This window comes from Curvibacter sp. CHRR-16 (assembly GCF_018474005.1).
Taxonomy (GTDB): Bacteria; Pseudomonadota; Gammaproteobacteria; order Burkholderiales; family Burkholderiaceae_C; genus Allorhodoferax.
Window position 1 is genome coordinate 414,488 of sequence record NZ_JAHCSH010000003.1, and the last position, 18,709, is coordinate 433,196.

14 protein-coding genes are annotated in these 18,709 nt (G+C 56.2%); 11 read left to right on the forward strand and 3 right to left on the reverse strand.

Annotated features, from left to right (window positions below; all coding sequences use genetic code 11):
- Window positions 1–17 precede the first annotated feature (17 nt).
- From KIK84_RS08815 to KIK84_RS08850, 8 genes are all read left to right on the forward strand, one after another.
- Window positions 18–4,109: a YhdP family protein gene (locus KIK84_RS08815; protein WP_214122689.1), complete on the forward strand. Its 4,092-nt coding sequence runs from the start codon at window positions 18–20 to the stop codon at window positions 4,107–4,109.
- Entirely contained in the window at window positions 4,109–4,945 is an 837-nt protein-coding gene (locus KIK84_RS08820) for a carbon-nitrogen hydrolase family protein (RefSeq protein ID WP_214122690.1), read from the forward strand. The genes KIK84_RS08815 and KIK84_RS08820 overlap by 1 nt, the downstream gene beginning before the upstream one ends.
- Before the next feature lie 6 nt (window positions 4,946–4,951).
- The gene (gene mltA / locus KIK84_RS08825) at window positions 4,952–6,118 is read left to right on the forward strand and encodes a murein transglycosylase A (RefSeq protein WP_214122691.1); all 1,167 of its coding nucleotides are present in this window, start codon (window positions 4,952–4,954) and stop codon (window positions 6,116–6,118) included.
- Between the two features lie 39 nt (window positions 6,119–6,157).
- Entirely contained in the window at window positions 6,158–7,126 is a 969-nt protein-coding gene (locus KIK84_RS08830; protein ID WP_214122692.1) for a chemotaxis protein, read from the forward strand.
- A 111-nt stretch (window positions 7,127–7,237) separates the two neighbouring features.
- Window positions 7,238–7,561, forward strand: a complete 324-nt coding sequence (yajC, locus tag KIK84_RS08835) for a preprotein translocase subunit YajC (RefSeq protein ID WP_214122693.1) — start codon at window positions 7,238–7,240, stop codon at window positions 7,559–7,561.
- An 18-nt stretch (window positions 7,562–7,579) separates the two neighbouring features.
- Window positions 7,580–9,451: a protein translocase subunit SecD gene (gene secD, locus KIK84_RS08840; RefSeq protein ID WP_214122694.1), complete on the forward strand. Its 1,872-nt coding sequence runs from the start codon at window positions 7,580–7,582 to the stop codon at window positions 9,449–9,451.
- A 16-nt stretch (window positions 9,452–9,467) separates the two neighbouring features.
- Window positions 9,468–10,421: a protein translocase subunit SecF gene (secF, locus tag KIK84_RS08845; RefSeq protein WP_214122695.1), complete on the forward strand. Its 954-nt coding sequence runs from the start codon at window positions 9,468–9,470 to the stop codon at window positions 10,419–10,421.
- A gap of 11 nt (window positions 10,422–10,432) precedes the next feature.
- Complete coding sequence (locus tag KIK84_RS08850; RefSeq protein ID WP_214122696.1) at window positions 10,433–12,886, forward strand: DUF1631 family protein; 2,454 nt, start codon at window positions 10,433–10,435, stop codon at window positions 12,884–12,886.
- 16 nt (window positions 12,887–12,902) lie between these two features.
- On the opposite strand, the gene KIK84_RS08855 is transcribed toward KIK84_RS08850, so the two are convergent.
- From KIK84_RS08855 to KIK84_RS08865, 3 genes are all read right to left on the reverse strand, one after another.
- Window positions 12,903–13,394: a Smg family protein gene (locus tag KIK84_RS08855; RefSeq protein WP_214122697.1), complete on the reverse strand. Its 492-nt coding sequence runs from the start codon at window positions 13,392–13,394 to the stop codon at window positions 12,903–12,905.
- An 85-nt stretch (window positions 13,395–13,479) separates the two neighbouring features.
- Window positions 13,480–14,604, reverse strand: coding sequence for a DNA-processing protein DprA (gene dprA, locus KIK84_RS08860; RefSeq protein ID WP_214122698.1), 1,125 nt, complete (start codon window positions 14,602–14,604; stop codon window positions 13,480–13,482).
- Between the two features lie 5 nt (window positions 14,605–14,609).
- Window positions 14,610–15,830, reverse strand: a complete 1,221-nt coding sequence (locus tag KIK84_RS08865; protein WP_214122699.1) for a LysM peptidoglycan-binding domain-containing protein — start codon at window positions 15,828–15,830, stop codon at window positions 14,610–14,612.
- Window positions 15,831–15,971: 141 nt separating this feature from the next.
- Here KIK84_RS08865 and def point away from each other — a divergent pair, with 141 nt between their 5' ends.
- The 3 genes from def to KIK84_RS08880 are packed head-to-tail and all read left to right on the forward strand — an operon-like array spanning window position 15,972 to window position 18,664.
- Window positions 15,972–16,481 (forward strand): peptide deformylase, encoded by a 510-nt coding sequence (gene def / locus KIK84_RS08870; protein WP_214122700.1) that lies wholly within the window; start codon window positions 15,972–15,974, stop codon window positions 16,479–16,481.
- Window positions 16,478–17,452: a methionyl-tRNA formyltransferase gene (gene fmt / locus KIK84_RS08875; RefSeq protein ID WP_214122701.1), complete on the forward strand. Its 975-nt coding sequence runs from the start codon at window positions 16,478–16,480 to the stop codon at window positions 17,450–17,452. Before def ends, fmt begins: the two co-directional genes overlap by 4 nt.
- An 18-nt stretch (window positions 17,453–17,470) precedes the next feature.
- A complete protein-coding gene (locus KIK84_RS08880) occupies window positions 17,471–18,664 on the forward strand; it encodes a phosphoglycerate kinase (RefSeq protein WP_214122702.1) in 1,194 nt (397 codons plus the stop codon).
- Window positions 18,665–18,709 lie beyond the last annotated feature (45 nt).

The following is an 18,709-nucleotide window of genomic DNA, read 5'->3' on the forward strand; positions in this document are numbered from 1 at the left end:
CTGGTTGTCAACGTGCCATGAATTTTTTGTCCCTCTTTGCCTCTGCTGCGCGACTACGACTGTGGTGCTCCTTCACCACATGGTTGCTGCGCTTGCTGCTGCTGTTTTGGCTGCTGGTGGCAGCCGTGGGGGTGGCACTGCATTTCTGGATTGTGCCGCGTCTGCAAGATTGGCGTCCGTGGTTGGAGGAGAAAGCCACTACCAGTCTAGGGATTGGGGTGCACATTGGTCGTATCGAGGCTTTGAGCAACGGCATCATCCCCAGCGTGGGCTTTTTCGATGTACGCCTGCAGGATGCCCAAGGGCGTGACGCTTTGGTGCTGCCCAGCGTGCAGGTGGCGCTGTCGCCGCGCTCTTTGCTGCGTGGTGGCATTGAGCAGTTGCACATAGAAAACCCCCAAGCCGAACTGCGCCGTGCGCCCGATGGCAGCCTGTGGCTGGGTAGTTGGCATTTGGGGCAAAGCCAAAGTGACCCGCAAGCAGTGCTGGACTGGGTGTTCGCCCAGCCTGAGCTGGCTGTGCTGGGTGGCCGCTTGGTGTGGCACGACGAACAGCGCCAAGCGCCCCCGCTGGTGTTTAGCCAAGTACAGGTGGTGGTGCGCAATGGCCTGCGCAGTCACCAATTGCGCTTGGATGCCACGCCCGAGGTGCCATGGGCTTCTGCGCTGCAGCTAATGGGTAATTTCCGCCGTCCGCTGTGGGCTGTGCATGCCGGACGCTGGCAAGAATGGAACGGGCAGCTGTATGCTGCTTTGGATCGTCTGGATGCAGCGGCCTTGGAGCCGTATATCGATACTGGCGTCACGCGCACCCGCGGTGTGGGGGGCATGCGCGGCTGGCTGGACTGGCAAGACGGGCAGGTGCATGCCATCACGGCCGACGTCTCTTTGCACGACATCGATGTGCAGGCCGAGCAGGGTTTGCCGTCCTTGCAAGTGCGTACCGCGTCGGGGCGTTTGGGTGTCTTGCGCTTGGATGGTGGGCTGGAGTTGTTCAGCCAAGGCTTGCAGTTTGAAACCACCGATGGTTTGCACTGGCCTGGCGGCAATGTGCGGCTGCGCCACTGGCAAGCCCAGGCGGCCGCGCCGGGCCGCAGCCAGCAAGTGGCCCACGGCGAAGCACACGTGGAAGCCTTGGACTTGCGCACTTTGCGCGAACTGGCCGAGCGCCTGCCCTTGCCCGCCAAAGTCCATGAGGCCTTGCAGGCGTTGGCACCCAGTGGACGGGTCAACAACTTGCAAGCCCAGTGGCAGGGGGACGTGACGCAGGGCATAGCGCACCTGAGCCAATACCATGTGCAGGGCGATGTGCAGCAATTTGCCTTGATGGCCGGGCACGGCAACTCCGTTTGGCCGGGGGTGAAGGGCTTGAACGCCCATGTGCAACTTGATGAGCAAGGTGGCCAAGCCAGTCTGAGCATGGGCCGAGGTGGGGTGGTGGATATCCCATGGCTTGCGGAGCCGGCCATTGGGGTAGATGAACTCAAGGCCCAGCTGAGTTGGCACCGCAACAATGGCCGCTGGCAGGTCAAAGTGCAAGACATGACCGTAGCCAACGCCGATGCGCGTGGCACCTTGCAAGCCACGTGGGATGCGCCGCCTGCTGGGCAAAGCGGTTTGGGCAAGCTGGATTTGCGTGCCCATCTTAGCCAAGCCTTGGTGAGCAGCGTGTACCGCTATTTGCCCACGGCGTTGGACGCATCGGTGCGCGACTATTTGCGCGCCGCCTTGCTGGGTGGATCGTCCAATCAAGCGGATTTTGTGGTGGTGGGCGATTTGGATCGTTTCCCTTTCCGCAAGGCCGAAGATGGGGAATTCCACATCACCGCCAAGGGACAAGGTGTGGTGTTTGCCTTTGCCCCCGATCTGATACTGCCCAAAGGCAGCTTGCCATGGCCAGTGCTCAGCCAGTTGCAGGGGAGTTTTGAACTCAACCGGGACCAGATTCATGTGCAGGTCGAGCGGGGTCGGGTGCGCGACGTGGATGTCAGCATTGGTCGCTCGGAGGCACACCTGACCGACTTGTTCAACCATGCACAGCTCAGCGTGGCCGCTGATGCAGAGGGTGATTTGACCCAAACGATTGCGGCTTTGAACCATTCCCCCATCTTGGGATTGACCGACCATGCGCTGGAGCAAGCGCATGTGACTGGGCGCGGGTTTTACAAACTCAAGCTGGCATTCCCCTTGGACAAGGTGGAGCAGGCCACTGTCAATGGAACGGTGCTGTTGGCTGGCAACGACATCGCTTTGGGGATGGATATTCCGCCTTTGCAGCAGGTGCGTGGTGTGGTGCGCTATACCGAACAGGGTTTTGGTGTGAATGGCATTACAGCCCAAGCAGCGGGAGGGCCATTGCGGGTGGAGGGTGGTTTGCAGTTCAGCGGGCCAGCCACCAGTGGCGCGCAGCTACGCTTGCAAGGCATTGCCACGGCGGAGGGCTTGCGCCAACTCCCTGAGCTGGGGCCAGTGGCCTCGCTGGCACGCTTGGCCTCAGGGCAAACGAGCTACAACGCCACGGTGGCGTGGCGCGAAGGCCAGCCCGAGATCCGGGTGCAGACCGATTTGCAAGGCTTGGGTGTGGATGCGCCGGCCCCCTTGGGCAAGCGGCCCGAGCAAAGCCGCCAAGTTGCGGTGGAGCGCACCGTGCTGTTGCCTGCTGCGCGGCAGGATCGTTGGCAAGTGCGGCTGGGTTCATTGGGCACTGCACCAGCAGGCGCAGTGGCAGCAGGTGGGGTGAATGCGCCGGAGGTCTCGGCCGTGTATGTGCGTGACCTTGGCAGCAGTCCTGCCAAGGTTTTGCGTGGTGCGGTGAATGTTGGGGTGTCCGCTGCCGACGCCGTAGCCCTGCCCGATGCGGGCGTGGCTGCCGCTGTGCGCATGGAGGCGCTGGATGTGGGGGCTTGGCAAGCCGTGCTCGATCGCATGGACGGCACTGCGGCGACCAACAAAGCCGGTGCATCGGTGGCCGGCCCCGTGGCGGTGCCAGAGTCGATTGCTTACTGGCCCACGCAGATGAATGTGCGGGTGGACGATGTGGCGTTTTCTGGTCGGCATTGGAAACAAATGGCGGTGCGTGGCACGCGTGCAGGGCTGGAGTGGCGCGTGAATGTGGAGTCGTCCCAGTTCAATGGCTATGTGGAATACCGGTTGCCCGGAGGTGTGGGCCACCAAGAGGGGCGTTTGTATGCACGCTTGGCGCGCATGTCCGTGCCGCAGGGGGGGGATCAAGCGGTGGAGCAGGTGCTCGATCAGCAGCCTGCCAGCATCCCGTCTTTGGACATTGTGGTGCAAGACTTTGAGTTGGGTGGCAAACGTCTGGGCAAGCTGGAACTGGAGGCCTTGAACCAAGGCAGTGGTGCCAGCCGCGAATGGCGTTTGACCCGCTTTAATGTCCAAAACCCCGACGCCACCTTCACCGCCAGCGGTAGCTGGGCCGTGGTGCCGGGTGCCAGCAGCAATTTATCGGTGCAGCAGCGTCGGCGTACGCATTTGGACTTCAAGCTTGATGTGTTGGATGCAGGCGAGCTCTTGACCCGCTTTGGCATGCCTGGCGTGGTGCGCAGTGGTGAGGGGCGTTTAGAGGGACAAATCAGCTGGTTGGGTTCGGCGTTGGCACCGCACTACCCCAGCATGGCAGGCAATGTGCATGTGCAGGTTGAGAAAGGCCAATTCCTGAAGGCCGATCCCGGTGTTGCCAAGCTGTTGGGGGTGCTGAGTTTGCAGTCTTTGCCGCGCCGCTTGCTGCTTGATTTCCGTGATGTGTTTTCCCAAGGTTTTGCGTTTGATTTTGTGCGCGGCGATGTGGATGTGGATCAAGGCATTGCCAAGACCAATAACTTGCAGATGAAGGGCGTGGCGGCTGGTGTATTCATGGATGGGCAGGCCGACATTGCCAAGGAAACGCAAAACTTGCGGGTGGTGGTGGTGCCAGAAATCAATGCTGGTAGTGCTTCTTTGCTGTGGAGTACCGTGAACCCGATAGCGGGTTTGAGCACCTTCATTGCCCAACTGTTTTTGCGTGGTCCCATGGTCAATGCGGCGACGCAAGAGTTCACGATTGATGGCAGCTGGACGGAGCCGCGCATCACCCCCGTGGAGCACAAGTGATGCGGGTCGCTGCGGTGCAAATGGTCTCTGGTCCTGATGCTGCAACCAACTTGCAGCAAGCGGCCAACTTGGTCGCCCAAGCGGCGCAAGCAGGCGCTGAGTTGGTGGTGTTGCCCGAGTATTTTTGTCTCATAGGCCTGCGTGATACCGACAAGCTGCAGATACAGGAAGCACCCGGTGTCGGCCCTTTGCAAGAGGGGTTGGCGGCCTTGGCGCGGCAGTACCGTGTTTGGTTGGTGGGGGGCACACTGCCGGTGACGGCAGCGCAGGAGGGGGGGGCTTCAGCCCCTGAGCGGGTGTGCAATCGCAGTGTGGTCTTTAATCCCGATGGTCAGTCGGTCGCCCACTACGACAAGATGCACTTGTTCCGCTTTGACAATGGCCGCGAAGCCTACGACGAGTCGCGCTTGTTGCGCGCTGGGACGCAGCCTGTGCAGTTCATGCTGCCCTCCAGCGATGGGCATGTGTGGAATGTGGGCATGGCGGTGTGCTATGACCTGCGTTTTCCCGAGCTGTTTCGCCATTACACGGCGCATGGTGCGGACTTGCTCTTGGTGCCCAGTGCTTTTACCTACACCACGGGCCAAGCGCATTGGGAGCTGTTGTTGCGTGCGCGTGCCGTGGAAAACGTGAGTTATGTGGTGGCGGCTGCTCAAGGCGGGGTGCATGCCAGTGGACGCCAAACATGGGGACAGTCTATGGTGGTAGACCCGTGGGGCGATATGCTGGCCCAGCAAGCCCAAGGGCTGGGTGTGGTGCTGGCTGACATAGACGCCAGTCGTGTGCAACAGTGTCGCCAGCAGTTGCCTGCATTGCAGCACCGGGTATTGGACTAAAACCGAATGAATAAACCAACAAAACAAGCCAGGTCGTGGACTGGTGCTGGACTGGCGCTGGCACTGGTGTTGACGATGGCGGGCTGCGCAGTGCCTCTTTATCAAGACGCTTCGGCGCCTGCTGTGACCGCTACGGCACCGACGGCTACGCCGCGCAGCACAGTGCCAGGGGCTGTTACACAAGGTAAGAGCCGTTGGGTTCCTGTACCGTGGACGGAGTTGCCGGGCTGGGGGCAAGACGCTTTGCACGAGGCGTGGAATGCATGGCTCAAGAGTTGTGAACGTCCCCCTGCGGCATGGCAGCCGCTGTGCCCTCAGATTCGCCAGTTGAGCATTGCCAGCCCGCAAGAGCAGCGGGCTTGGATAGAGCAGCGCCTGCAGCCCTACCGCGTGGAAACCTTGCAGGGAGAGAGTCAAGGTTTGCTGACCAGCTACTTTGAGCCAACCTTGGATGGCAGTCGCCAGCAGACGGCTGCATTCACGGTGCCTTTGTATGCCCTGCCAGCCAGCTTGGGTCAACGCAAACCATGGTTCACGCGCCAAGAAATGGACACGCTGCCAGAGGCGCAAGCGCAATTGCAGGGGCGTGTGCTGGCTTATGTGGCGGATCCGGTGGATGCGCTGGTGCTGCAAATCCAAGGCTCGGGGCGTATTCGCATGGTGCAAGCGGACGGTTCGGTGCAATGGATGCGTGTGGCCTATGCAGGCACCAACGACCAGCCTTACCGCAGTGTGGGACGCTGGCTTATGGATCAAGGATTGAGCAAAGACGGCTCTTGGCCTGCCATCAAAGCATGGTTGGCACAAAACCCACAGCGCCAGCAAGAGTTGATGTGGGCCAATCCGCGCGTGACGTTTTTCAAGGAAGAAACGCTGTCTGAGCTGGAGGCGGCCTTTGGCCCCAAAGGCGGGCAAGGAGTGGCATTGACGCCAGGGCGTTCGATAGCCATCGATCCGCAAAGCATTCCTTATGGCACGCCAGTGTGGCTTGTCTCAAATGGCCCTCAAGCCCAATTGCAGAAATTGGTTCTGGCGCAAGATACGGGCACGGCGATCACTGGGGCGGTGCGGGCCGACTACTTCGCAGGTTGGGGTTCGCAGGCCGGTGATTTGGCTGGAAGAATGCGACAAACGTTACAAATGTGGATTTTCTGGCCTAAAGTTCCCGGATAAAGGTACGATGCACAGAGCTATTCATTAGGAGCACCCGTTATGGCTATCACCAAAGAAATGCGTGAAATTGAAGAGCGTACGAGTTTGGCTGCCAACAGCATGTTTGAGTTGCTGTTGTTCCGTTTGGGAGAGGCCCCCGATGGCAAACGCCGTGAACTCTTTGGCATCAACGTCTTCAAAGTGCGCGAAATTTTGGTGATGCCGGAAATCACCGCCATGGTCAATTCGCCACCAGCTGTTATGGGGGTGGCCAATATTCGTGGACAGATGATCACTGTGATCGATTTGCCCAAGGTGGTGGGATGTAATCCAACCAAAGGTTTGGGTATTTTGTTGGTGACCGAGTTCGCCCGCACTACGCAAGCGTTCGCGGTGGAAGAGGTCAATGAGATCGTGCGTTTGGAGTGGAAGCACGTGCTATCGGCTGAAAATTCAGGCGGCGGCTTGGTGACCAGCATCGCCCGTTTGGATGGTGCCGCAGAGAACACCCGCTTGGCCCAAGTGCTGGATGTGGAGCGCATATTGCGCGATGTGATGCCACCCACGGAAGACGATCAACCCAAAGAGCTCCCCGGTGGCAAGGTCAAGATCAAGCCCGGTCAGGTGATATTGGCTGCCGACGACTCCGCTGTGGCCCGCATGATGATAGAAAAAGGCTTCAAAGACATGGAGTTGCCTTTTGTCATGACCAAAACTGGCAAAGAGGCATGGGAGAGGCTGCAATCTATGCAGGCCCAAGCCCAGGCGGAAGGCAAGACCATTTATGACAAAGTGGCGGTGGTCTTGACGGATTTGGAGATGCCCGAGATGGATGGCTTTACGTTGACGCGTTACATCAAAGAAGACGCCAAATTGAGTCATTTGCCGGTAATCATCCACTCGTCCTTGACCGGTACGACCAATGAAGCCCATGTGCGCAGTGTGGGGGCTGATGCCTATATCGCCAAATTCGATGAGGCAGAATTGGCTGCCACCATCCGTGGCGTGCTGGGCGCGCACCACGGTTGATATAACCCCACTCCACTTGGGGCGGCGGGGGTAGTACTCCCGCCGTACAATGGACTGTTGCCCACGTTTTATGCAGTGGGCAAATGTTTCATCCTTGTCGTGGAGTTTTTTGTGTTTATTTCTACTGCTTACGCCCAAACCGCTGCCGCTACGGCAGACGCCCCTAGTACGTTGATGAGCATGTTGCCTTTGGTGCTCATGTTTGTGGTGCTGTATTTCGTCATGATCCGCCCCCAGATGAAGAAGCAAAAAGACCACAAGGCCATGATTGAAGCCTTGGCCAAAGGCGATGAAGTGGTGGTGGCTGGTGGCTTGTTGGGCAAGGTGAGTAAGTTGTCCGAAGGCATCGTCAGCGTGGAAATCGCTACCGGTGTCGAAGTGCAAGTCCAACGTGGCGCTGTGCTGCAAGTTCTGCCCAAGGGCACCATCAAGTAATCAGGCTGTAGCGCGATCATGAATCGTTATTCGTGGTGGAAGTACGCGATCATCGTGGTCGCGCTGGTGTTGGGCAGTTTGTATACATTGCCCAACGTGTTTGGTGAAGCACCTGCAGTGCAGGTGAGCAGTGCCAAAGCATCGCATCCTGTGGATGCAAGCACATTGGCGCAGGTGGAGTCTGTGTTGCAGCAGGCCCAAATACCTGTAGCAGGCATGGCGTTGGAAAACGGATCGGTACGCGTTCGTTTGGCCGATACGGATACGCAGTTGCATGCCAAGACGGCTTTGGAGAAAGCACTCAATCCAGATGCGGCAGAGCCTGGCTACATCGTGGCCTTGAATTTGCTGTCCCGCTCGCCCCAATGGCTTACTAGCTTGCATGCCAGCCCGATGTACTTGGGTTTGGATTTGCGCGGTGGCGTCCATTTCATGCTGCAAGTGGACATGCAAGCGGCGTTGAACAAGAAAGCAGAATCTTTTGCGGGTGATATCCGTACAGCTCTGCGTGACAAAACCATTCGCCACGGAGGTGTGAACCGCGTTGGGCAAAGTATTGAGATCAAAGCCAACGATGCCAACACGCTCGAAGCCGTGCGCCGTTTGCTCAAAGACCAATTTCCCGATCTGGAGTTGCAGCCCGATACCGAAGGGCGTGTGGTGGCGAGCATCAATGCCAAGGCCGCACGCTTGGTGCAAGACCAAGCGGTCAAGCAAAACATCACGACTTTGCACAACCGCATCAACGAGTTGGGCGTCGCAGAGCCTGTAATTCAGCAGCAAGGCCAAGATCGCATCGTGGTGCAGTTACCCGGTGTACAAGATACGGCCAAGGCCAAAGACATTCTGGGTCGTACTGCGACTTTGGAAGTGCGCATGGTTGATGAGTCCCAAGAGGCTCGCGCAGCAGAGTTGAGCAATGGTGTGGTGCCCTTTGGCTCGGAGCGCTATCTGGATCGTGGAGGCCGTCCTTTGGTGGTGAAAAAGCAGGTGGTGCTGACGGGTGATGAGCTCAACGATGCACAACCAGGTTTTGATAATCAGACCAACGAAGCCACTGTCAATCTGTCGTTGAACTCCAAGGGAGCACGGATTTTCAAAGACGTGACACGCGAAAACATCGGCAAACGCATGGCGATTTTGCTGTTTGAGAAGGGCAAGGGCGAAGTGGTGACAGCACCTGTAATTCGCTCTGAAATCGGTGGTGGTCGGGTGCAAATTTCTGGCGCAATGACCAGCGTGGAGGCCGCTGATACCGCATTGCTGTTGCGTGCGGGCTCTTTGGCAGCTCCGATGGACATCATTGAAGAGCGCACCATTGGCCCAAGCCTTGGGGCTGAAAACATCGCCAAAGGTTTCCATAGCGTGACATGGGGTTTTGTTGCGGTTGCCGCTTTCATGTGCGCTTACTACATGCTGTTTGGCATGATTTCTAGCATTGCGTTGGCGTTCAATTTGCTGTTGCTGGTGGCTATCTTGTCCATGTTGCAAGCGACTTTGACGTTGCCTGGTATGGCGGCGATGGCCTTGGTGCTGGGTATGGCGATTGATGCCAACGTGCTGATCAATGAGCGTGTGCGTGAAGAGTTGCGCAATGGTGTGGCACCGCAAGCCGCTATCCATGCCGGGTATGACCGTGCGTGGGCCACCATCATTGACTCGAACGTGACAACGCTGATTGCTGGCTTGGCTTTGTTGGCGTTTGGTTCGGGGCCAGTGCGTGGATTTGCGGTTGTGCATTGCTTGGGGATTCTCACCAGTATGTTCTCGGCCGTCTTTTTCTCGCGCGGTTTGGTCAACCTCTGGTATGGCCGTCGCAAGAAACTCAAATCGGTTTCTATTGGTACGGTATGGCGGCCTGAATCAGGCAGTGCAGTAGACAAGGCCTGATAAGGGAGAGTAATTCATGGAATTTTTCAAAATCCGTCGCGATATTCCCTTCATGCGGCATGCCTTGGTGTTCAACGTCATTTCGTTGCTGACCTTTGTGGCTGCGGTATTTTTCTTGTTCTCAAGAGGTCTGCACCTGTCGGTGGAATTCACTGGAGGTACCTTGCTGGAAGTGTCTTACACGCAAGCGGCAGATGTGAATCGCATCCGTAGCGTGATAGAGGGCTTGGGCGCCAAAGATGCACAAGTGCAAAATTTTGGATCTGCCCAAGATGTGCTGATACGCCTACCAGTGCAAAAAGGTGTCACATCGGCCCAGCAAAGCGAGCAAGTGCTGCAGGCGTTGAAAGCGGCCGATGCGTCAGCGACTTTGCGCCGCAATGAGTTTGTTGGCCCTCAGGTGGGCGATGAACTGGCAGCCGATGGTTTGAAAGCCTTGGCATTTGTCGTTGTCGGCATCATGATTTACTTGGCCATTCGCTTTGAGTGGAAGTTCGCTGTGGCTGCGATCGTGGCGAACTTGCATGATGTGATCATCATTTTGGGCTTTTTTGCTTTTTTTGGCTGGGAGTTTTCCTTACCAGTATTGGCTGCTGTGCTGGCTGTCTTGGGCTACTCGGTGAATGAATCGGTGGTGATCTTTGATCGTATTCGGGAAAATTTCCGTCGCTATCGAAAGATGACGACCGTGGAAATCATCAATAACGCGATTACCTCAACGATCAGTCGCACCATCATTACCCACGGCTCTACGCAGTTGATGGTGTTGTCGATGTTGCTATTTGGCGGCGCCACCTTGCACTACTTTGCATTGGCCCTCACCATTGGTATTCTGTTTGGTATCTACTCTTCTGTGTTTGTCGCAGCAGCCATCGCTATGTGGTTGGGCATCGAGCGCGAGGACTTGATCAAAGGCGGCGTTAAAAAATCTACCGATCCCAAAGATCCCAATGCGGGAGCCACTGTTTAAACTGGATTGACATGACTAGTGCAGGCCCCTCTCTTGGTACGCAACGCAGTACGCCCCAACAGTCCTTAGCGCGGGCTGTGCGTGAAGCGTTTCTCGTGGAGTTGGGGTTGATGGCGTCGGATATGTGCCAAAAGGTGGATGAATACTTCACGGGCTTGATCAGTGAAGCCGTGAACACCAAGGAGGCACAGGCAAGACGCGATGCTTGGGGACTGTTCAAGCAAAACCGCCAGAAATGGCTGGATTTAATGCGCTCTGCATGGCGTGAGTCTTTGCATCCACCCAAAGTAGCCGCCGTGGATGCGTTCAATATAGTCGGTCTGTCTTTGGTTTCCGAAGACGAGGTAGAAAACAAAATATTAGCGGCGCGCGTCGTTCAGGCCGTTAGCGATAAAGTGCAGTCGGAATATGATGATGTTCGTGTGCGAATCCGTGTATTGGAGTCACGCGAAGAACTCGCTGAGCACGATTTGTTTCGCCCAGAGGTTGTCATCAACAAACTGGTTGAGCAGTGGACAGAAGCGGGCATGTCTGCAGAGGGCTGGGCATATGCAGTTGCCATTGTCGAGCGGGTGTTAATTGTTGGCCTGTTCAAAGCCTACCAGCAAGCCAATCAGTCCTTGATAGACAAGGGCGTCATGGAGCGCATTGAATTGAAGGATCGGATGCGCAGTATCCGAATGACACCATCTGCGCGCAGTTCATCCATGGCTTCTCTTCAGTCTGACAGCACGTATGGGGCTGCAGGTGCTAGTTCGTCCATGGGGGCAATGGGCAGTGGTTTTGGACAAGTGGGGGCTACCAGTACAGGGGTGGGTCACCAAGATCCAAGTGCCCGCTACTTTGGGGCGCGTGCGCAAGCTATGGGTGCTGCGCCTGTAACCGCGCCTTCATCTCCTATGTCAATGGGGGATGATGTTGTAGCGACGGCACAGGCCACCATGTCACCCCTCGCCAAGGCTAGGGTAAGGGCGCAAGGCATAGTGGGACAAATAAGGCGTTTGCTGGTTTCCCATGTTGGTACGGAAGAAATTGTCTCAGCGGCTGCGCAAGCAGGCGGGCAGGCGGTGATTCCCTCCGTTGCATTGGCCGATGCCTTGACGCCGGGGCGACCTGGTAACTCGCGGTTTGCACCCGGCGGAACGCTCTACTTGGATTACAGCCCTGCCGGTGTACAGCGCGTCGCTGAAGATTTGCGCCAACGTTCGGAAGAACTCAAAGAAAAAGCAGAAACGAAAAGTGAGAAAGCGATTGTGGAAATCGTTGCGCTCATGTTCCAAGCCATTTTGGCAGAAGATCGCATCCCTCCAGGGGTTCGGGTGTGGTTTGCACGATTGCAAATGCCTGTATTGCGCACTGCTTTGACGGATGCTGACTTTTTGTCAACGACTGATCATCCCGCGCGTTTGCTCATTGATCGCATGGGCTCAGTGGTTATGGGATTCGATTCTGCCAGTGTTCAAGGCACTGCCCTTGAGGCAGAAATACGTCGCATTGTGCAAGTGGTCGAACAATATCCAGAAACGGGTAAAAAGGTTTACCAGATCGTATTTACCGAGTTTCAGAAGTTTTTGGAAAAATTTTTGACAGAAAAAGGCGAAGCCAAGAAAGTGATTGGCGTTGCACAACAGGTAGAGCAAAAAGAGACGCTGACGATTCAATACACCATTGAAATGCGCAATTTGCTCAAGGATCTGCCAGTGCGCGATGGATTGAGGGATTTCTTCTTCAAGGTGTGGGCGGAGGTTTTGGCTGTAGCGGCACTGCGCAAAGGCCCTCAACATGCAGACACAATCGTGCTCAAGAAGACAGCCGCCGATCTCGTTTGGGCAGCCAGTGCCAAACCCAGTCGCGCCGATCGGGCAAAAGTGATTCAAGAGTTGCCTAAATTGTTGCAGCGCTTGCGTTCGGGGATGACCTTGCTGGGCCTGCCTCCCTCTGAGCAAGAGCAGCAGATCAAATTAATCAATGAAACCTTGGCTGATGCATTCATGTCCAAGACCCAAACGATTGACCAAGCCCGCATTGATGCTATGGCGGCACGGTTGAGTAATTTGGAAGATTTCATTTCGGACGATGGCATGGGTGACTTGCCCTTGGATGCTGAGAGCATTGAAATGATGCTCGGTGTCGATGCAAGTGAAATTGAAGTGGTTACCGATGGTGGCACGAAGCCGACTGCAGCCATGCAGGCTTGGGCATTTGAATTGCAGTTAGGTACTTGGTTTACTTTGGATCACAACGGCCGAGTGACCCAAGTACAACTGGTATGGCGCAGTGCCAAAAAGCATTTGAATCTTTTTGCGGCGGTTAGTGGAAAGAGTTATCTGGTCCAAAACGGACGACTGGCGTCTTATTTGCAGGCAGGCTTGCTGTTGCCCCAGGAAGATGAAGCGCTCACCGTGCGTGCAACGCGTGATGCGCTCACCAAGTTGCAAGCTAACCCGGAACGTTTGCTGGCCTGAACCTGCTCCGGTGGTGCTACTGAAGAATGCGCACGCTTTGGCTGGGTGTGCACAACTCGTCCAACATCAAGGGGCTGGGTTGGGCAGAGCAACTCCAATATGCCAACAAAATGGTGAGTTTCAACTCGTCCAGATTGATGCGATGTTGGCTGTTTCCCATAATGCGATCCAGTGCCAACTCCCGAATGGCCATTGGCAAAGCGCCTGCGACATCCAGTGCGTGTAGCCACCCACTGCACAATGGCCCTAGTCGTGCCATTTCTTGCCGAGAAAAGACTCGAGTACTGGCTTTGCGCGGCAAGCGCAACCACATATTGGGCAGCATCGCTGCACTGTCGCAGCGAAAGTCTGAGGATGCTGCATTCAGATGTTGCAACCATTCCATTGCTTCCGAAATCTCATCGGCAGTGAAGCCAACCGCTCGCAGTTTGGGGGCAATCCGCGTGGGCTCGGGATACTCCTCAACAGGGCGGTAGTGGTTGTATACGTAGGCAAGAACGTCAAACATGGGAACAACTGTAGCCCATAAAAAAAGAGGGAAACAGACTGGGTCAAAACCCCCCCTTTTTCAATCGATTGATGGTTTTAGCGCTTCAATTTTTGCCTGATCGCAAATACATGCCACCCGGTAGGCGCTCCACCAAGCCGTCCAGCTCCATTTCTGTCAATGCGGCTTGCACATGGGATGCATTCATTCCACTGCGTGCAACCAATTCATCAATGGAGCTTGGCTCAAAACCCAAATGAACCAAAAAAGGAGGAGCGTCGTTGGATGGGGTGCATATTGTCGATCCCATACTGACAGACTGCTCAGCAAGTTCTTCCAAGACATCCTGTGCTGTCTCGACCAGTTTGGCCCCTTGTTTGATGAGCCAATGGCATCCTTTGGATTGTGGGGAATGGATGGATCCGGGGATGGCCAAAACGTCTTTGCCTTGCTCCAAAGCAAGCTGAGCAGTGATGAGCGAGCCCGACTGCACCGCAGCTTCCACGACCAAAGTGCTTTTTGTTAAGCCAGCAATGATGCGATTGCGCAGTGGGAAATTACTGCTGTGGGGAGGCGTGCCCAGTGGGAATTCACTGATCAATAAACCGTGCTCGGCTATCCGGTGTGCCAAGTTGTGGTGTGCTTTGGGGTAAACCCTGTCCAAGCCTGTACCAACCACAGCGATGGTAGCAATTGAGGGTGTATAGGCAAACAAGGCCCCCTCATGGGCTGCTCCATCAATACCCAATGCCAAGCCAGAAACAATACAGCATCCATGTTCAGCCAAAGACTGAGAGAAAGCCCGCGCAGTGGCACTGCCTTGGGGTGTAGGGTTGCGGCTACCAACAACGGCTATTCCGCGGGAGGAGCACAAATCCCACGCTGTGGGCAGTGCTTGAATCTGTCCCTGAACAAACAGCAACAAAGGCGGGTCTGCAATGCCCAACAAAGAGCTTGGATAAAGGGGATGGCCAAGAGGGATAGCGGCTCTTTGCAGTGGGTCTTCTTCTAGCCAATCCAGTGTTTTGGCATGCAGTGTCTCCAAGCCTTTTGGTATAGCAGACAAGGCCTGTGCTTGTGGGGCGCTGACAAACGATGACAACACGGCAGATGTCTGTGCAAAGACATCGGCAGGCATACCGAATTCCCGCAGCAAAAGCCGCGCTGTGACACGCCCGACAGTGGGCGTGGTTAGCAGGCGTAGCCAGTGCAGCAGCTCGGTGGAATCCACAGAGGTCAGCGTGGGCTGATCAAGCGGTCGCCGACACGCACAGTGTCAGAGATTTCTAGAATGAGGGCGTAGGAAACACGCTCGAATGTGCGGAATACCATGAGTAAACCATTGCGTTCATCAGGCAATTTCATGCGTGTTTTTTGCGCGTCTTCAGGATCTGCTTTGATCGCACCATCGCGCAAAACGGCCAAAACAGTACCGCGATCCAAGCCATCGGCTTTGCCCATGTTGATTGCCACGACCTGATTCTGACCCGCATTCACAATTGAACTACCATAAACCGACACAACGCGACCTTGTAACGGAGTGGTTGGAGCATGGGGCACATAGGTTGAGAACTCCCGATCCGGCTCGGGTAGTAACCTGTCTCCTACGTGAATTTCTTCTTTCGACAAAATCACGTCGATAGTAGCCGGTGTCACGATGGTGTTGCCGCTGGCATCGCGGGCATCGCCTTCGCTTTCACTGCGTACCAAAACCGCCTTGCCTGCAAATTGCGCCTCATAGCCCAATATCTCTCCGGTGCTGGGATCTTTGAGCGGGATGGCTTTGTGGAAAATGCGCAGCAGTTGCTCTTTGTTTTTGTCATCTACCAAAGGTGCGCCGCTAGGACCGCGGGCATAAACACGGTCACCGCGGGAAATCAGTACGCGATCCTCGCGTGGCGAGACAATGCGTGCTGCGTTTTGTAGTTCCGTGGCATTGACGATCAAAGGTTCAGCCAGAAACGCTTCAATGACCGATGGATTGATAGCAGGAATGGCCAAATCTGCTAGGCTTTCGCTGCGGGTACGCGGGCTGACGCGTACAACCCCATCTGGAGCGACTGTGGTTTGCCCATAAGCATCGGTGCCGGATACGCGCAGGGATGCTTTCCCATTGCTTTTAATGAGCACCAGATGCTGACCGGGGTAAATCCGATGTGGGTTGCGAATGTCGTCGAAATTCATACCCCACAACTCGGGCCAATGCCATGGTGAACGCAAGAAAACTTTGGATATGTCCCACAGGGTATCGCCGCGTTTGACGGTGTATTGATCTGGCGCCTCGGGTGCTAGTTCGCTCAGTGGAACCCCATTCTCTGCCACAGTTTGCGCGGTTTGGCGCTGCCCTTGGGTGATAGGGTATTGTTGTGCCCAAGCGCAAGCACCAACGCCGCACAAAGACACCGCAGCCAAGGCCACGCCGACCATGCGCAAAGAAACGAACGGATGTGGTTTCATACAGAGAGTAAGCCCAGAAAGCTGATAATTTACGCCCGATTTTGCGCTCAAGCCTTTGATTGGGCAATGTTTTTGACCGCTAGCTGAGAGTCAAAAAATAAAAATAGCGAAAATAACGACATTCCCTTCCTATTTCCCACTATGGCTTTACTCCCGATTTTGTGTTTCCCCGATCCTCGCCTGCATACCGTGGCAAAACCTGTGGCGCAGGTGGATGTACGCATCCAGCAGTTGGTGGCCGATATGTTGGAAACCATGTACCAAGCCCATGGCATTGGCTTGGCCGCTACCCAAGTCAATGTGCACGAGCGGGTGGTGGTCATGGATGTGTCTGAGGAGCGCAATCAGCCTTTGGTGTTGATCAACCCTGAATTGGTGTGGAAGAGTGAAGCAACCCATCTGAATGAAGAGGGGTGCTTATCGGTGCCGGGTATCTACGACGGTGTGGTGCGCCATGATGCGGTCAAAGTCCAAGCGTTGAACGAAAAAGGCGATGTCTACACGCTGGATGCCGAGGGTTTGCTGGCTATTTGCATCCAGCATGAAATGGATCATTTGCTCGGCAAAGTGTTTGTGGAGTATCTGTCGCCTTTGAAACGCAACCGCATCAAAACCAAGATGCTTAAAACCCAGCGCGAGGCGCGTCAGTGAGGCTTATTTTTGCGGGTACGCCCGAATTTGCCCGTGTGGCTTTGCAAGCCCTGCACGAGGCGGGGCACGAGATCGCATTGGTCCTGTGCCAGCCAGATCGCCCCGCTGGACGTGGCTTGAAGCTGCAAGCATGTCCGGTCAAGCAATATGCGCTTGACCACGGCATGCCGGTATGTCAACCGCACAGCTTGCGTTTGGATGGCAAATACCCTGATGAGGCGCGTAGCGCCCAAGAGACGATAGAGCATGCCCAAGCTGACGCTATGGTGGTGGCAGCGTATGGCCTGCTGTTACCGCAATGGGTACTGGATGCGATGGAGGCCCCCAAAACTGACGGTCACCGCCGCTGGGGTTGCCTCAATATCCATGGATCGCTGCTGCCACGCTGGCGCGGTGCTGCGCCCATACACCGTGCGATTGAGGCTGGTGATGCCCAGACCGGCATCACCATCATGCAAATGGATATAGGCTTGGATACCGGAGATATGCTGTTGGCTGAGTCTGTGCCCATTACGCCTGCAGACACCACGGCCAGCTTGCACGATACCTTGGCAACTTTGGGGGGGCGTATGGTGGTACAAGCATTGGCGCAACCACAAGCCCTACGCCGGATCGCCCAACCTGCAGATGGAGTGTGCTATGCCCACAAAATTGACAAGGCCGAGGCGCCTATTCGTTGGACAGATGGTGCCGATGCCATTGCCCGGCGTGTGCGCGCTTTCAATCCCTTTCCGGCTGCAACAGTGGTTTGCGCAGGCGAGACACTCAAAGTGTGGGCTGCATTCGCCAAAGCCGACACGGTGGATACGCCAGTCGGTACGGTGCTTTCTGTGAGCGATGCGGGGATAGAAGTGGCAGCTGGCAGTGGTCGGGTGGTCTTAACGGAGCTGCAGAGAGCAGGAGGCAAGCGTCTGTCGGTGGCCGACTTTTTGCGCGGTTTTGCCATCGAGGCAGGCGCTGTATTGCATTAGAAACTTGAAAGGACTGATATGAACGTATTGCGTTTTGCAGATTTGTGCGCCCAAGGCAAGGTGGCGGGCAAGCGGGTGTTTATCCGTGCGGATCTGAATGTGCCCCAAGACGATGCGGGCCGCATCACCGAAGACACGCGCATCCGCGCCAGCATCCCCGCCATCCGTATGGCCTTGGATGCGGGTGCTGCCGTCATGGTTACCTCGCATCTGGGGCGTCCTACCGAAGGCGAATTCAAACCCGAAGACTCGTTGGCCCCCGTGGCAACCCGCTTGGGTGAGTTGCTGGGTCGTGAAGTGCCTTTGCGTTCCGATTGGGTGGACGGTGTCGAAGTGGCTGCCGGCCAAGTGGTGTTGCTGGAAAATTGCCGCCTCAACAAAGGCGAAAAGAAAAACAACGAAGAACTGGCGCGCAAACTGGCTGCGCTGTGCGACATCTTTGTACATGACGCATTTGGTACTGCCCACCGTGCGGAGGCCACCACCTACGGCATTGCCCAGTTTGCTCCCATCGCTTGCGCTGGGCCTTTGTTGGCGGCAGAAATCGATGCCATCAGCAAGGCTTTGGCCAACCCCAAGCGCCCCTTGGCCGCTATCGTGGCGGGCTCCAAGGTGTCGACCAAACTGACTATCTTGCAAAGCTTGGCCAAGAACGTGGATCAGTTGATTGTGGGCGGCGGCATTGCCAACACATTCATGCTGGCTGCAGGGTTGAAGATCGGCAAAAGCTTGGCCGAGGCCGATTTGGTGGGGCAAGCCAAGGCGGTGATCGAGGCGATGAAGGCACGCGGGGCGGCCGTGCCTATTCCGGTGGACGTGGTGACTGCCAAGACGTTTGCTGCTGATGCCCCCGCCACTGTCAAAGCCGCAACGGATGTCGCCGACGATGATTTGATTCTGGATATTGGCCCACTAACCGCTGCGGCACTGGCCGCTCAGCTCAAAGCAGCGGGCACCATCGTGTGGAACGGGCCTGTGGGCGTGTTTGAGTTCGATGCTTTTGCCAATGGTACGCAAACCATTGCCCGCGCAATTGCTGACTCGAGTGCCTTTAGCATTGCTGGTGGTGGCGATACCTTGGCGGCTATTGCCAAATATGGCATTGAGGAACAAGTCGGTTACATCTCTACTGGAGGTGGTGCCTTCTTGGAAGTGCTGGAAGGCAAGACGCTGCCGGCCTTCGAGATCTTGTCCAAACGTGCTGCTGCTTAAGCATTTTGCTGTGCCTGGCGTGTAACCGCTGGTCTCCTGTGCGTG